The organism is Brucella sp. TWI559 (assembly GCF_039674265.1).
Lineage (GTDB): Bacteria > Pseudomonadota > Alphaproteobacteria > Rhizobiales > Rhizobiaceae > Brucella > Brucella chromiisoli.
The window spans coordinates 130,859-146,456 of sequence record NZ_JBDJNE010000003.1 but is presented as its reverse complement, the minus strand read 5'-3'; the positions used below and the strand labels follow the sequence as shown (position 1 = coordinate 146,456).

Here is a 15,598-nt window from a genome sequence, read left to right as displayed (position 1 = left end):
GTCCGAAAACCGTTTCCATCTTTTCGGGATGCGCTTAAATGTGAAAAAGCCGTGATCCAATCTGCGCTCATTTTCATTCTTGGCGTTCTTGTGGCGGTTTTCGTCGCGGTTCTGCTTGGTCCGTCGGTCTGGCGTCGTGCATTTTTTCTTGCACGGCGCCAAATCCATGCTGAGCTTCCGATGACGCTTGCAGAAATCAGAGCCGAGCGTGACGGATTGCGCGCGGAGCATGCGGTTGCCTACAGCAAGCTTGAGCAGAAGTTGCGTCTTGAGCGGGAAAAGTCATCCGAACAGCGCATGACGATTGGCAGGCAATATGACGAACTTAAACGGTATGCCGCGCTCGAAGAGAATCTCGCCAAGCTGAGAGAAACGCTGGCTGAGCGGGATAAGAACATACAGGACATGATCATAGAACGCGATAATTCTGCGGAAAAGTCAGAAATTATCGAGGCTGAAGTTCAACGTCTGCAAAATCATCTTTCGTCTCTCGAAAATCTGTCCGATACGCTTCGCATCGAACTGGGAGCCAAAGAGGCTGATCAAAGTCGTCTGATGAATGAAATGAGCGAAATGCGTCGGGAACGGAAAGATGCATCTGCGCGCTATAATGAGGTTTCGACGCAATTGACCGCAGCACAAACAGAACTGAAAACTGAAAAGCGCCGTAATGCGGAGTTGCAACAGAAGCTGGACAAGCTGATTTCAGAGTTTTCGGATGCGCAGGAGCGGCTTGAACGCCATATGCGCAGTGGTCCCACACCCGGCGCACAGCCTGTTATGTCGGTAGACATGGTCAAAGAAAACGCGATTCTTCGGGAAGAAATGGCGGCTTTGGCCGCACGGATGGTTGCGGCAACTGCCGAAAAGGAAGGTGAGGACTCACCTATCCCTGCGCTTATCAAAGAAGACAGCTCTGAAAAGAGTGATAAAGCACGACCCAAGAGCCTTGCATCGCGGATTCGCGAGTTGCGCTAGAGCCTATCGCGCTTAGTCGCCCCCAATATGCTCGCTCTATCTTCTTGTTTTAAGCATGATCCCACGCAAAACGGTTTCGCACTTTTGCTGGAAATGCCTTAAGCGCTGTCATTCCTATTCCTATAATCAGAATTGACCAACGAAAAACCCCGGCCAGTTGACCCAGCCGGGGCTTAATTTGCGTTTCTGCCTTTTCCGAAGAATCGGGCAGACTCTTAGTGTCTGTATTGCTGGATTCGTGTCGTCCTGAGACCGGCGAGACCATGCTCATCGATCGAGGATTGCCAACCCAGAAATTCCTCCACCGTCAATGTATAACGCTGGCATGCTTCCTCAAGACTGAGAAGCCCACCGCGAACAGCGGCGACAACTTCAGCCTTTCGGCGAATGACCCAGCGCCTTGTATTGGCGGGGGGGAGGTCAGCGATGGTCAGCGGGCTGCCATCGGGACCAATAACATATTTTATACGCGGTCTTGCCAGATCGGTCATTGTACTCTCTACACAACACTCAAGGACCTAATCGAGATTGAGACTAACCGCACAGCTTTAAGAATTACCTAAACTGCTGGTAACTCTCTGGTAACACTTGCAAAAAAAAGCCTTATTTAGAGAGAAAGTTTTAAAAAGGCGCCTTTTCCCGCCCTTTGCCTGAAGGATTCACGCGAAATTGTGACCGCATGGCTGCAAAATGCGCCTTGTTTTTACTGCGACATCTTGGCAAGTACCCCCTATGTGACCTATATAAGGCGCAAATCTGAACTTTGAGAAGCAGGGCCTTTGCCCGGAAGCTGGATTTAATCATGAGCCTGAACAGCCTCGATCTGCCGGGAAAGCCGGAAGACACGCGCGTTGTCGTTGCCATGTCGGGTGGCGTCGATTCCTCTGTTGTGGCCGGTATCCTCAAACGTGAAGGCTATGATGTTGTTGGTGTAACGCTGCAGCTTTACGATCATGGCGCGGCTGTGCATCGCGCTGGTTCGTGCTGTGCGGGGCAGGATATCGAAGATGCCCGTCGCGTTTCAGAAAGCCTCGGCATTCCACATTATGTGCTGGATTATGAAGCGCGTTTCCGTGAAGCCGTGATCGATCCATTTGCGAATTCCTATGTGAGCGGTGAGACACCGATTCCTTGCGTTTCCTGCAATCAGACTGTCAAATTCGCCGATCTGTTGCAGACGGCACGCGAACTGGGGGCAGATGCACTGGCGACCGGGCATTATATCCGTAGCCGTATCAATGGCGATCACCGTGCGATGTTCCGCCCGGTCGATACGGACCGCGATCAGAGCTATTTCCTGTTTGCGACCACGCAGGAGCAGATTGATTATCTGCGCTTCCCACTTGGGCATTTGCCGAAGGCGCAGGTCCGCGAAATTGCTGAAGAAATGGGCCTGACGGTTGCCAAAAAGCAGGACAGTCAGGACATTTGCTTTGTTCCACAGGGCAAATATTCCGACATTATTTCCAAGCTGAAGCCGGAAGCTGCGACGCCGGGCGATATTGTTCATATTGATGGGCGTGTGCTGGGTCGCCATGAAGGGATTGTGCATTATACCGTTGGTCAGCGTCGTGGAATCGGCGTTGCAACAGGTGAGCCGCTTTATGTTGTGCATCTTGATGCTGCCAATACGCGGGTGATTGTTGGCCCGCGCGAGGCACTTGAAACGCACAAGGTGTTTTTGCGCGATGTGAACTGGCTTGGCGATGATGCGCTTGACGCACTCCCCGAAGGGGGCGTCGAAGTGTTTGCCAAGGTTCGTTCAACGCGTCCACCGCGTCCTGCCGTGCTGCATCATAGAGATGGCAAGACCTGGGTCGAGCTGGTGGATGGCGAAAGCGGTATCGCACCCGGTCAGGCCTGTGTCCTTTATTCGGACGACAGCAATACGGCGCGGGTATTTGGCGGTGGCTTTATTGGTCGCTCCGAACGTGAACCACGGGCGGAAGAAATGCTGCGCCGTCTGGCTGCCAATGCCGGCAATGTTTCAGCGGCCTGAGTGCTGTTGTTCTTGCTTGAATATGAAAGCCTCCGGCATTTGCCGGAGGCTTTTTTGCGGTCAGGTAAACTTACTAAAGCGGGAGAGGGCAATCCCGGAGGCCGTGGCGACGTTAAGGCTGTCAAAGCTTTTGGACATAGGAATGCGCGCACCGGTCAGTCGTTCGAGTAGATGCGCTGGAAGTCCGTCACCTTCCGTGCCAAGCAGCAGCGCCTGACGTTTATGCTGCGGTGCCTGATAGATATTCATTTCAGCGGATGGACTGAGCGCCAGGATATCGAATTGCGCTGCTTGCAACGCTGCGACAATCGTTTCAATGGATGCGCCGTGAAAATAGGGGACTTTCAGCGTCGCTCCGACAGAAACACGGATCGCTTTTCGGTAAAGCGGATCGCAACAGGTTTCATCCATCAGAACACTGTCAGCTTCGAAAGCTGCGGCATTGCGAAAGATCGAGCCGAGATTGTCGTGATTGGATATGCCGCATAAGACAACGACCAGCGATGTTTCTGGCAACTGGCTGATTATTTCGCCAAGTTCTGATTGCGGTTTGCGGCGTCCGACGCCCAAAATTCCGCGATGGACGTGAAAGCCGGCCACTTCGTCCATGACTGACTGCGGAACAGAATAGACCTCGACACCGGCTGGCAGATGATCAAGCTGTTCGCGAAGGCCGTTCAGACGATTTTCCAGAACAAGCAGCGATTCCGTTTCAAAACGGGCCGATTCTGAAAAGAGAACATTCAGAACGACTTTGCCCTCAGCAATAAAACGCTGATGGCGACCGATCAGATCTTTTTCACGTATGTTTTTGTAGGGAGACAGGCGCTGATCGCCAGGATCAGAAATTTCTACGACAAAGTCGTGCGATCCGGTTTGGGATTCCTTCATCGCACGACTTATGCCTCATAGGATGTGCTACTGGTGAACGACCGCCGCCATTTCACGTCGACGCGGTGTTGGACTCATATACAGACTTGAAAGCGTAGACAACATCAGTTCGATATGCGGCGATGAAACGATGTAATAGATCGTTTGAGCATCGCGTCGCGTCGATACGAGATTAAGGGCTCGTAGCTTGGCAAGGTGTTGCGAAAGTGCGGATTGGCTAAGATCAATAGCCTTGGCCAAGGCGCCGACTGACATTTCATTGTGCAAAAGCTTGCATAAAATGAGCAGTCGCTTGTTGTTTGCAAGTGCTGATAAGAAATCGGCAACTTGATCTGCATTATCTATTAAATCAATAAAATTATTATCTGTAGTCATTCGCGGTCATACCCCCGTAAGACTGCATCGGTTAAAAAAATGCCCGCCACTTTTTAGTGTGGCCGACAATTCAAAACTAATACTATATTGATAAATTGAAAAGCCCTTGCTTATATTCGTAGACATAAAAGGTTTGTATATATGTCCCAAAACTTTTGGCTTTTTGTTTCAGGCGCAATCTTTCAGCCGCTTGGCAAGCGCGTCGCTGCACTTTTCGATGGAATCGCAGGGGGATGAAAAATGCTCGCGGACAATTTGATCACCATTGGCGAGATTAAAGCCATCAGGATCTAAGCCTGTTATTTTCCAATTTGCCAAGCTGTCTTTAATACCAGCTATATAGGCTTTAATCGCGGGAGCGTACTGCTGGTTGAGTATCTCGAGCGCTTGTTGCTCGCCTGATGCTATCGCTTTAGAGGCGGACTGGTCGCTGATTAAATCGTCATGCGTTAGATCAAAAGCTCTGCCAAACCCCCCGTTCAAACTAGCGGTTTCCACGTTTAGCCGGAAGAAAATGAAGTCGCCTAAATCGACGTAAAGCTTGCCCTTTGGATTGTGATTGAGATAGCGCCGCCGAATTTGGGGATATTCCGGCGAATTGCGGTCCACTTTTTCAGCTTCGCAGTGAAGTGTTACGCGCGCGTGCGCCAGCGGATCACCTTTGCCCACTTCGCCCAAAAGCAACGAACAGGAAGGATGCGCAATGAGGCTGGGCGTGTGTGCCGCAAGGCCTGAGACAAGAATGATCGGCGTTCCATCCGTATCCGTTGCAACAGCAACACGCGTTGCGATTGGCTTGCCGGTTTTTGCGTCGAGAACGGCCAGTGCGCCATAGCGTGATACCCGTAACATAGTCAGCGCAAGCTGAATTGCTTCGGGCGTCGTGGGGCGAATGGGATTGATCTCTGGCATTGCAACGGGTCCTCGTTCGAATATGTTTTGATTACAGCATAAGTCCTGCCGGAGCGAAACGAGGATTGATAAGATTATGCTTAATTTGCGTGATTGCATCGAAATGAAAACAGTCTCACGGCTGCTGCACCGAGACTGCATGTCAAAAATGAGAAAACCGTACCTCTTTCATATTCGTTAGAAGGCAATGCTGGAGATGTGTTTCGCCCCTGGGGACAGGCATCGTAACAAAGCAAATAATATTATAAATAATCCGTGCTTAGCGCAATTTTCTATAAAATAATAAGATTGAGAAATGAAAATCTAATTCGATCCGCCAAAAACAGTTGAGAATGCGACATTATTTTAAAAATTCCGCTTGCATTGTGACATGGCAAGCGTTTCGATAAGAGCAGGTTGCGTGCTTAGGGTGCGCGCAATAATATTTCCGTGGAGGCGGGCACCAAATGAAATTTTATAAAACACTCCTGGCGGCAACGGCAGTTGTCGCTCTCATGAGCGGCGCGGCATCGGCAAAGACCTTTGTTTATTGCTCGCCTGCATCGCCTGAGGGCTTCGATCCGGCAGCTTACACAGGCGGTGATACGTTTGATGCGTCCGCGCATCCTGTCTATAACCGTCTTGCAGAATTCAAGAACGGCACGACGGAAGTTGTACCGGGCCTTGCTGAAAGCTGGGACGTTTCTGAAGATGGTAAGGAATACACCTTTCATTTGCGCAAGGGTGTCAAGTTCCATTCGAGTGACAATTTCACGCCAAGCCGTGATTTCAACGCCGATGATGTGATCCTGTCCTTTGACCGCATGGGCAACAAGGAAAATCCTTGGCACGAATATACAGCGGGGATCACCTACGAATATTTTGATTCCATGGAAATGGGGTCACTGATCAAGGAAATTCAGAAGATCGACGACAACACGGTCAAGTTCGTGCTGAATCGCCCTGAAGCCGCATTCCTTGCCAATATTGCGATGCCTTTCGCTTCGATTATCTCGAAGGAATACACGGACAAGCTTACAGCGGATGGCAAGCAGTCGGATCTCAATCAGGTTCCGGTTGGCACTGGTCCCTTCCAGTTTGTTGCTTACCAGAAAGACGCAGTTGTTCGCTTCAAGGCTAACCCGGACTATTGGGGTGGAAAGCCAAAGATCGACGATCTCGTCTTTGCAATCACCACTGATCCTGCCGTTCGCGCGCAGAAGCTCAAGGCTGGCGAATGCCACCTGATGTCTTATCCCGCACCTGCTGACATCAAGGGTCTTCAGGCTGATAAGAACCTCAAGGTTGACGAACAGGCCGGCCTGAACGTTGCTTACTTCGCCTACAACACGATGGTCGCTCCATTTGATAAGCCAGAAGTGCGCAAGGCGCTCAATCAGGCTGTCAACAAGCAGGCGATCATCGATGGCGTTTATGAAGGTCAGGGCCAAGTTGCCAAGAACCCGATCCCACCGACAATGTGGGGCTATAACGACAAGATCGAAGACGACAAATACGATCCGGAAGCTGCCAAGAAGGCTCTTGAAGCGGCTGGCGTCAAGAATCTGAAGATGAAGCTGTGGGCGATGCCTGTCAGCCGTCCTTACATGCCAAATGCGCGCCGTACAGCTGAACTCATGCAGTCCGATCTCGCCAAGGTTGGCGTGGATGCGGAAATCGTTTCGATGGAATGGGGTGAATACCTCAAGAAGTCGGGCGAAAAGGACCGCGACGGCGCTGTTATCCTTGGCTGGACCGGCGATAATGGCGATCCGGACAACTTCCTCGGCACGCTTCTCGGCTGCGCTGGCGTTGGCTCGAACAACCGTGCTCAGTGGTGCTATCAGCCATTTGAAGACCTGATCCAGAAGGCAAAGGTTTCGACGAACCACGACGAACGTGTGAAGCTTTATGAAGAAGCTCAGGTGATTTTCAAGGAGCAGGCTCCATGGAACACCATTGCGCATTCGACGGTTTTCGTGCCGATGTCGGCCAAGGTTACCGGCTTCAAGCAGAGCCCGCTTGGCGATTATCGCTTCGACGAAGTTGATATCGCAGAGTAAAATTTAACAACACCAGCGGCCGGGTGTGGAGGTTTCCTCCGCACCCGGTCGGAGTTTTTGTATGTTTCGTTTTGTATTAAACAAACTTCTTTATCTGATACCGACGTTTATCGGCATCACGATTGTCGCTTTCGCTTTCGTTCGCGTGTTGCCGGGGGATCCTGTCCTTCTGATGGCGGGCGAGCGCGGCGTCAGTCCTGAGCGCCATGCGCAGCTATTGTCCCAGCTCGGGTTTGATAAGCCCATTTGGGAGCAATATCTTCACTATGTGTGGAACCTCCTGCATGGTGATTTCGGGCAGTCGCTTGTAACGAAAAAGCCAGTGCTGGATGAGTTTTTCTCCCTGTTCCCCGCGACGGTTGAACTTGCAGTCTGCGCCATTATCGTTGCCGTTGCATTGGGGATTCCCGCAGGTGTTTTTGCTGCTGTAAAGCGCGGTTCCTGGTTCGATCAGGGCCTGATGGGCATTTCGCTTGTTGGCTATTCGATGCCGATTTTCTGGTGGGCCTTGCTGCTGATCATCCTGTTTTCAGGTGTTTTGCAATGGACGCCGGTTTCGGGTCGTATCTCGTTGCTTTACTACTTCCCGCCTGTGACCGGCTTTATGCTGATTGACAGCCTGTTGTCTGGCCAGAAAGGCGCGTTTGCTTCCGCAGCTTCACACCTCATTTTGCCGACCATTGTGCTTGCAACCATTCCACTTGCGGTCATTGCGCGCCAGACCCGTTCGGCGATGCTTGAAGTGCTCGGTGAAGATTATGTGCGCACCGCACGTGCAAAGGGTCTGCCGCTTCGTCGCGTGATCGGCCTTCACGCGCTGCGCAATGCGATGATCCCGGTGATCACGACGATTGGCCTGCAGGTTGGCGTGCTGATGGCAGGGGCGATCCTGACGGAAACCATTTTCTCATGGCCCGGTATTGGCAAATGGATGCTCGATTCCATTTTCCGTCGTGACTATCCGGTCGTTCAAAGCGGTTTGCTCATCATTGCGTTCATGATCATGATCGTAAACCTGATCGTTGATCTGCTTTACGGTCTTATCAATCCGCGTATCCGGCATAAGTGAGGGTATCATGACACACTCAGCAATTCAGCCGGAAGCCGCAAACGACGTCGGAAAAATCCGCGCGTTGAAAGATTTCTGGTTCTATTTCAGCGTCAACCGCGGCGCTGTTCTTGGTCTTTTCGTATTTCTTGCGATTATTCTGGTTGCGATTTTCGCGCCTTTAATTGCACCGCATAATCCGGTCGAACAGTTTCGGGATTTTGTTAAGGTCCCGCCGTTCTGGGAGCAGGGCGGGACGACGCAGTTTCTTCTGGGCACAGATGCGGTGGGTCGCGATATCCTGTCCCGCCTGATTTATGGCGCACAATATTCGCTGCTCGTAGGCTTTGTGATCGTCATCATTTCGATGTGCCTTGGGATCACCATCGGCCTCATCTCCGGTTATTTCGGTGGTGGCGTTGATACGATCTTCATGCGCATTATGGATGTTATTCTGGCCTTTCCATCGTTGTTGCTGGCACTGGTGCTGGTGGCCATTCTCGGACCGGGTCTGATCAACGCAATTCTCGCAATCACGCTTGTGCTGCTTCCGCATTTTTCGCGTCTGACCCGTGCGGCGGTGATGGCTGAAAAGGAGCGCGAATATGTGACTGCGTCTAAGCTCGCGGGCGCAAGCAAGTTGCGTCTGATGTTCAAGACGATTCTTCCAAACTGTCTTGCGCCTCTTGTGGTTCAGGCAACCATGTCGTTCTCCAACGCTATTTTGGACGTTGCAGCGCTTGGCTTCCTTGGCATGGGTGCGCAGCCGCCGACACCGGAATGGGGCACGATGCTCGCGGAAGCGCGTGAGTTCATTCTGAGTGCCTGGTGGATTGTGACTTTCCCCGGTCTTGCGATCCTGATCACCGTTCTCGCGATCAATCTGATCGGCGATGGTCTGCGCGATGCGCTTGATCCGAAACTGAAGAGGAGCTGATCGATGGCTTTGCTTGATATCAAGAATCTCACGGTTTCGTTTGAAACATCCACCGGGCCTTTCAAAGCAGTCGATGGCATCGACATCTCGGTGGATAAGGGCGAAGTCCTTGCTATCGTGGGTGAGTCGGGTTCGGGTAAGTCGGTTGGTATGCTTGCAGTCATGGGTCTGCTGCCCAAAACTGCCACGGTGACCGCCGACAGGATGATGTTTGACGGCAAAGACTTGCAGGCAATGTCTGACAAGGAGCGCCGTCAGATCATCGGGCGTGATATTTCGATGATCTTTCAGGAACCGGTTGCGAGCCTTAATCCGTGTTTCACGGTCGGCTATCAGCTTGAGGAAGTGCTGAAGCAGCATATGGGGTTGAGAGGTTCGGCCAGTCGCGCACGCGCGATTGAACTTCTTGAACTGGTCGGCATTCGTGATGCGGGCGAACGCCTGTCGAGCTTTCCGCACCAGATGTCGGGTGGCCAGTGCCAGCGTGTGATGATCGCGATTGCGATTGCGTGCAATCCAAAGCTGCTGATTGCGGATGAGCCGACAACTGCGCTTGATGTGACGATCCAGAAACAAATTCTTGATCTGTTGATGCGTCTCCAGGTCGAGCATGGCATGGGTCTCATCATGATCACGCATGATATGGGCGTTGTTGCGGAAACGGCTGACCGTGTGATCGTTCAGTATAAGGGCCACAAGATGGAGGATTCTGACGTCTTGTCGCTGTTTACAGAGCCTAAGCACCCTTACACACGCGCGCTGCTTTCGGCCCTGCCAGAAAATGCGACCGGTGATCGTCTGCCGACGGTTTCCGACTTTGTGTATCAGAACAGTGCGGCAGGAGAAGCGTGATGAGCGAGATTGTTCTCGAAGCGCGCGACATCAAGCGCGATTACCATGTTGGTGGCGGTCTCTTTGGCAAGCCGAAAGTTGTCCATGCCGTAAAAGGCGTGAGCTTCAAGGTTGAGAAGGGTAAAACGCTGGCAATCGTTGGCGAATCGGGTTGTGGCAAGTCAACGCTTGCGCGCATTCTGACGATGATTGACCCGCAGACATCCGGCGAATTGCTGATTGGTGGACAGGACGTCAATATTGCCCGTGATGGTCTGACCGCCGAAATGCGCCAGAAGGTGCAGATCGTGTTCCAGAACCCTTACGGCTCGCTCAACCCACGCCAGAAGATCGGTGATGTGCTGGCGGAGCCTCTGCTGCTCAATACCAAGATGTCAGCAGCGGAACGCCGTGAAAAAGCAATGGAAATGCTGCTCAAGGTTGGTCTTGGCAAAGAGCACTTCAATCGCTATCCGCACATGTTTTCGGGCGGCCAGCGTCAGCGTATCGCGATTGCACGTGCCTTGATGCTCAATCCGAAGCTGCTCATTCTTGATGAGCCGGTTTCGGCACTTGATCTTTCGGTGCAGGCGCAGGTGCTTAATATTCTTGCGGATTTGCAGGAAGAGTTTGGCCTGACTTACGTGTTTATAAGCCACGATCTCTCGGTTGTGCGTTATATCGCTGACGATGTGATGGTGATGTATTTTGGTGAGGTTGTTGAGTACGGCTCGCGTGATGACGTCTTCAACAATCCACAGCATGACTACACGAAGAAGCTTTTTGCAGCCACACCGCGTGCCGATGTGGATGCGATCCGCGCCCGTGTTGCAGCGCGTGCGGCAGCACGAGAATCAGCAAGGGCGTAAAGCCTTTTATCGATAATAAAAACGCCGCCCTTTGAGGCGGCGTTTTTGTTTGTTTTTTGTCTTGTTTATCGCTGTTGGTGCCACGCGAGCGCGCGCACAATGTCATCCGCATTGACCTTGCCGATGATGGCGCCGTTTTCGACGATGCCCACATCGCCGCTGCTGTCTGCAACAGCACTCATCAACTCGCGCACAAGCGTCTCACGGCGTGTGGTGGCGGCAAAGGGGCGGGGTGCCGCGTTCCGGTCAAAAGGTGTCATGATATCGCCTGCGCGCAAGACACCAAGCGGGTTCATATGGGCGACAAAATCCGCTACATACTGATTGGCAGGCTGCAAGAGAATTTGCTGCGGTGTGCCGCACTGGACGATTCGCCCCCCTTCGAGGATGGCAATGCGGTTGCCGATTTTCATCGCTTCATCGAGATCGTGACTGACGAAAACAATGGTCTTCTTGAGCCGCGACTGGAAGGTCAGAAGCTCATCCTGCAAACGTGTGCGGATCAGCGGATCGAGCGCTGAAAAAGGCTCGTCCATCAGCAGGATCGGCGCGCCGGTTGCAAAGGCGCGGGCCAGGCCCACGCGCTGCTGCATGCCGCCGGAAAGCTCGCTTACTTTGCGGCTGGCCCAATCCTGAAGACCCACCAGCTCAAGCTGCTGGCGTGCTTGTGCAAGCCGTTCCTGCTTACCCATGCCGGATATTTCGAGACCAAAGGCCACGTTCTCTTCAACGCTTCGCCATGGCAGCAGGCCAAACTGCTGAAAAACCATGGAAACGAGTTCGGTTCGAAGATGCCGCAATGTCTTGCGGTCTGCTTTTCCCACGTCAAATGTACGTTCGCCATCACGGATCAAAACGCGGCCTCGTGAAATCGGATTAAGGCGATTGATGGCGCGCAGAAGCGTCGATTTGCCCGAGCCCGACAATCCCATCAGGACAAGAATTTCGCCTTCCTGAATGTTGAGCGAGCAATCATGCACGCCCAGAACGAGATCGGTTTCAGCCTGAATTTCTGAGCGCGATGCCCCGCGATCAGCCAGTTCCAGCGCGCTATCGACATTTTTGCCAAAAATGATGCTGACATCTTCTACAGAAATGATCGTCATAGTCGACTCTCCTATTTTTCGCGCCCGGCGCGGAAGATGCGGTCGAGCACAATGGCAACCACGACGATAACGAAGCCCGACTCAAAACCGAGCGAAGTGTTAACCGAGTTGAGAGCGCGAACCACTGGAACGCCAAGTCCATCAGCCCCCACAAGCGCTGCAATCACCACCATGGAGAGTGACAGCATGATCGTTTGTGTCAGGCCTGCCAGAATTTGCGGCATCGCATAGGGCAATTCGATCTTCCAGAGAAGTTGTCGGCGAGATGCGCCGAAGGCTTCACCGGCTTCAATCAGAGCGGAAGGCGTGGACGAAATGCCCAAATGTGTAAGACGTACTGGCGCGGGCAAAACAAAGATCGCCGTTGCCAGAAGTCCCGGCACCATGCCGATGCCGAAGAAGACGATGGCCGGGATCAGATAGACGAATGTTGGCAGCGTCTGCATGAGATCGAGAATGGGCCGCATAACAGCATAAAGCGTAGGGCGGTGTGCGGCTGCAATGCCAAGCGGCACACCGATTGCCATACAAAGAAAACAGGCTGATAGAACCAGCGTCAGCGTTTTAAGTGTCGCGTCCCAATAGCCCTGATTGATGATGAACAGAAAGCCGATGATGGTGAGGATCACCACGGATATGCGGCGCTGTATAAACCAGGCTATGGCTGCAAAAATGAGGATCAGAACAAGCGGGTGCGGCAGTTGCAACAGGTACAGCAAGCCATCAATAAGCCACTGCATGACAGCGGCCAGCGTATCAAAAAAGCCGCCCATATTGTCTGTAAGCCAGTCGACCACCGACTTTGCGGTGGGTCCGACCGGAATTTTATAATCCGTCAGCCAGTTCAACGATTGTGACTCCTGCTGCGTGCTTTCTGGTTTTCATCTTGTGCAAAAGAGTAGGCCGCGGGGTCCCGCGGCCTTTTTATGCGTGAACGTTACAGGCCGAGTGTCGCTTTCACAGCTGGCAGACCTTCCTTGCCGTCAACGGTTGTGACGCCATCAAGCCATTTGTCGAGGACAGCAGGATTCGCCTTGAGCCATGCGGTTGCAGCTTTCGCCGGTTCTTCGCCATCATCCAGAATCTTGCCCATGATCTCGTTTTCCATTTCAAGCTGGAATTCGAGATTGGTCAGGAATTTGCCGACATTGGGGCATTCCTGCGCATAGCCTGCGCGGACATTGGTTTCGACCGTTGCGCCACCGAGATTCGGCCCAAAAAAATCATCGCCGCCGGTGAGATAAGCGATTTCAAAGCGCTTGTTCATCGGATGTGGCTCCCATGCGAGGAAGACAATCGGGTCTTTGCTTTTAATGCTGCGTGCGACCTGCGCCAGCATTCCCTGTTCAGAAGATTCCGCCAATTCAAACGATTTCAGACCAAACGCATCCTTGGTGATCATGTCGAGGATGAGACGGTTGCCGTCATTGCCCGGCTCGATGCCGTAAATCTTGCCGCCGAGCTTATCCTTGAAAGTGGCAATGTCCTTGAAGTCCTTCAGACCTTCGTCATAGGCATATTTCGGCACAGCCAGCGTATATTTTGCGCCCGTCAGGTTTGTGCGCAGCGTCTCGACGCTTTTGTCATCAAGATATGGTTTGAGATCTGCGCTCATGGACGGGTTCCAATAGCCGAGGAACACATCGATGTCCTTCTTGCTCAGCGACGCATAGGTCACAGGCACGGAAAGAACCTTGATGTCGGTCTTGTAGCCAAGGCCTTTGAGAATTTCTGTGGCGACAGCGGTGGTCGAGGTGATGTCGGTCCAGCCAACATCGGAGAAGCGCACCGTTGAGCAGCTCTCAGGCTCGGCAGCCTGGGCTGCTGCGGGAATCGCAAAAATTGCTGTGGTGATAGCCAGCATATTCAGGGCGCGTTTCAGCGAAGGCGTCGATGTGGACTTCATTTTTCTCTCCATTAACCGGGCCGTTTTGACGGTTGATTGTTTTTCCGGTTCCAGCTTTTAGCAAACACCAAAGATTTCGCCGATCAAGTACCATTGCGGCGAAAATATTTCTGATTGCGACTTTCGGGGGCGTTGTACTCGTTTTTCTGGACCGGCAGGTAAAAAATTCGGCACATAAAGCGTTCTGGCCGAAGCAGGGTGAAGTGGCGCCATGTTACCCACCGCTTGTTTCGTTTCAACCCTCGCAACAGGAAAAGCTTCGATAATTGGCGTGAGACGCTGCTCAATGGTTGTCGAAAAGCCAGCCACACTCTATTTGAGGAGGGTAAAAGTTGTCAGCGCATGCTGGCCAGTGCTGGACGGGTTTTTTACCCCGCCATTGCCGGTAAGGTAAAAGTGTCAGAGAGCCTGTCATTGCAGGCAACAGGAAGGACTTGATACAGTGTGGAATGCAGTTCGGGGCGTTTTCTCCTTCCTTGGCCGTTTTATCGCGGCATTGGCACGATTGATCGCGGTTCCGCTTGGCGCTCTTTGGAGGCTTTTTATGAAGCTCGGAAATTTGTGGAAACTTGCCGTTGCAGTGGTCGTGATCGGCTTTGGTGGCCTTTATGCCTATTTTATCTGGCAAACACAGGCCTGGACAAATTTCAATCCAGACTATCCGGCCAAGTATAGCTATCAGGATGCGGTTACGCCTGGCGAGCAGGTTCAGAATACGCCTGTACCGCTTGCGGCAACACAGGAACCTGTAACGGCAACGCCGTCCGAAAGCAGCATCAGCGGAACAGACACTACGCCTGCCGCTGGCGATGCCGACACGGCAACACAGCCTGATAGTCAGCCTCAAACGCAGCCGATGCAGGCCGCACAGATCCCTTCGACTGCGCGCAAGTGCTCGCCATCGGCCATTGCCGAAGTCGCTGCTGATCTCACGGATTTCAACGTCAATCAGAATGCATGGATTTCTTCCATGCTGCTTTACAAACTTGGTTTTTTCGGCCTCGACTGGGACCGGACGCCGTTCCTGGATAACAAGGCTTCGTTCCAGCGCGGCATCAATTCAGCGGTGCGCCGTACCGCCATTGAACTGGTGGATAATATTGGTCGTCTGCGTGGTACATCGCAGATTGATAGCGATCTGCAAAAGGCACGCGGCAACCTCCAGTTTGCAGAGGATGCGTGGTATTTTGGTCTGAGCCCCTTTGGTCCCAAGACCCCGACGCCAAGCTACTATCGTTCGGCGATCAAGGATCTGCGCTCCTTCAATACGCGGCTTGAAAACTGTCAGGCGACGTTTGATGCACGTGCAGACAATCTGATCCAGTTTGTTGATCGTATTGCCAGTGATCTTGGCTCAACCTCTGCGATCCTCAAGGATCGCGCCGAGAATTATCATGCCGGTTGGTTTGATACCCGTGCCGATGATCGCTTCTGGTTCGCCTATGGTCAGCTCTACGCCTATTACGGTTTGCTGCGTGCGGCGCATTCGGATTTCCGTGCTGTGCTGGCGGAGAAGCATCTTGACGGTGTTTGGGACGAAATGGAAAAGCAGTTGCGTTCGGCGCTTGATATGCAGCCATTCATCGTTTCCAACGGCAGCCCGGATGCATGGTTTACCCCGTCGCATCTGACAACTATGGGCTTTTACATATTGCGCGTTCGCTCCAATCTGGTGGACATCAAGCAAGTCTTGGAGCGATAGTC

General features: G+C 52.6%; 15 protein-coding genes. 8 read left to right on the top strand and 7 right to left on the bottom strand.

Annotation, left to right across the window (positions count from 1 at the left end):
• The first annotated feature begins 75 nt into the window (after positions 1-75).
• The gene (locus ABE530_RS06450) at positions 76-978 is read left to right on the top strand and encodes a hypothetical protein (protein ID WP_499694093.1); all 903 of its coding nucleotides are present in this window, start codon (positions 76-78) and stop codon (positions 976-978) included.
• 215 nt (positions 979-1,193) lie between these two features.
• On the opposite strand, the gene sciP is transcribed toward ABE530_RS06450, so the two are convergent.
• On the bottom strand, positions 1,194-1,469 hold the full coding sequence (gene sciP / locus ABE530_RS06445) for a CtrA inhibitor SciP (RefSeq protein ID WP_109707414.1): 276 nt from the start codon (positions 1,467-1,469) through the stop codon (positions 1,194-1,196).
• Between the two features lie 311 nt (positions 1,470-1,780).
• Here sciP and mnmA point away from each other — a divergent pair, with 311 nt between their 5' ends.
• Positions 1,781-2,977 (top strand): tRNA 2-thiouridine(34) synthase MnmA, encoded by a 1,197-nt coding sequence (gene mnmA / locus ABE530_RS06440; protein ID WP_265985624.1) that lies wholly within the window; start codon positions 1,781-1,783, stop codon positions 2,975-2,977.
• Between the two features lie 60 nt (positions 2,978-3,037).
• Here mnmA and ABE530_RS06435 read toward each other — a convergent pair whose 3' ends face one another.
• The 3 genes from ABE530_RS06435 to ABE530_RS06425 form a co-directional block, all read right to left on the bottom strand.
• Positions 3,038-3,868, bottom strand: coding sequence for a TrmH family RNA methyltransferase (locus ABE530_RS06435; RefSeq protein WP_499693993.1), 831 nt, complete (start codon positions 3,866-3,868; stop codon positions 3,038-3,040).
• Between the two features lie 27 nt (positions 3,869-3,895).
• Positions 3,896-4,243: an ArsR/SmtB family transcription factor gene (locus ABE530_RS06430; protein ID WP_396997102.1), complete on the bottom strand. Its 348-nt coding sequence runs from the start codon at positions 4,241-4,243 to the stop codon at positions 3,896-3,898.
• A gap of 168 nt (positions 4,244-4,411) precedes the next feature.
• The gene (locus tag ABE530_RS06425; protein WP_499693992.1) at positions 4,412-5,155 is read right to left on the bottom strand and encodes a HugZ family pyridoxamine 5'-phosphate oxidase; all 744 of its coding nucleotides are present in this window, start codon (positions 5,153-5,155) and stop codon (positions 4,412-4,414) included.
• Between the two features lie 446 nt (positions 5,156-5,601).
• On the opposite strand from ABE530_RS06425, the gene ABE530_RS06420 reads away from it, so the two are divergent.
• The 5 genes from ABE530_RS06420 to ABE530_RS06400 all read left to right on the top strand — a co-directional run bounded on the left by ABE530_RS06420 (position 5,602) and on the right by ABE530_RS06400 (position 10,882).
• On the top strand, positions 5,602-7,197 hold the full coding sequence (locus ABE530_RS06420; protein WP_265985620.1) for an ABC transporter substrate-binding protein: 1,596 nt from the start codon (positions 5,602-5,604) through the stop codon (positions 7,195-7,197).
• Between the two features lie 61 nt (positions 7,198-7,258).
• On the top strand, positions 7,259-8,266 hold the full coding sequence (locus ABE530_RS06415) for an ABC transporter permease subunit (RefSeq protein WP_265985619.1): 1,008 nt from the start codon (positions 7,259-7,261) through the stop codon (positions 8,264-8,266).
• 7 nt (positions 8,267-8,273) lie between these two features.
• Positions 8,274-9,182, top strand: coding sequence for an ABC transporter permease subunit (locus tag ABE530_RS06410; RefSeq protein ID WP_265985618.1), 909 nt, complete (start codon positions 8,274-8,276; stop codon positions 9,180-9,182).
• Positions 9,183-9,185: 3 nt separating this feature from the next.
• Positions 9,186-10,034 carry an ABC transporter ATP-binding protein gene (locus ABE530_RS06405; protein ID WP_265985617.1) on the top strand — a complete coding sequence of 283 codons (849 nt, stop codon included), beginning with the start codon at positions 9,186-9,188 and terminating at the stop codon, positions 10,032-10,034.
• Positions 10,034-10,882 carry a dipeptide ABC transporter ATP-binding protein gene (locus ABE530_RS06400; protein WP_265985616.1) on the top strand — a complete coding sequence of 283 codons (849 nt, stop codon included), beginning with the start codon at positions 10,034-10,036 and terminating at the stop codon, positions 10,880-10,882. Before ABE530_RS06405 ends, ABE530_RS06400 begins: the two co-directional genes overlap by 1 nt.
• A 65-nt stretch (positions 10,883-10,947) precedes the next feature.
• Here the strand turns inward: ABE530_RS06400 and choV are convergent, their stop codons facing one another.
• From choV to ABE530_RS06385, 3 genes are all read right to left on the bottom strand, one after another.
• Entirely contained in the window at positions 10,948-11,988 is a 1,041-nt protein-coding gene (gene choV, locus ABE530_RS06395; RefSeq protein WP_265985615.1) for a choline ABC transporter ATP-binding protein, read from the bottom strand.
• Positions 11,989-11,999: 11 nt separating this feature from the next.
• Positions 12,000-12,836, bottom strand: coding sequence for a choline ABC transporter permease subunit (choW, locus tag ABE530_RS06390; protein ID WP_265985614.1), 837 nt, complete (start codon positions 12,834-12,836; stop codon positions 12,000-12,002).
• Positions 12,837-12,925: 89 nt separating this feature from the next.
• A complete protein-coding gene (locus ABE530_RS06385; protein ID WP_407673265.1) occupies positions 12,926-13,894 on the bottom strand; it encodes a choline ABC transporter substrate-binding protein in 969 nt (322 codons plus the stop codon).
• Between the two features lie 442 nt (positions 13,895-14,336).
• Here ABE530_RS06385 and ABE530_RS06380 point away from each other — a divergent pair, with 442 nt between their 5' ends.
• Positions 14,337-15,596 carry a DUF2333 family protein gene (locus ABE530_RS06380; protein ID WP_499693991.1) on the top strand — a complete coding sequence of 420 codons (1,260 nt, stop codon included), beginning with the start codon at positions 14,337-14,339 and terminating at the stop codon, positions 15,594-15,596.
• Positions 15,597-15,598: the final 2 nt, after the last annotated feature.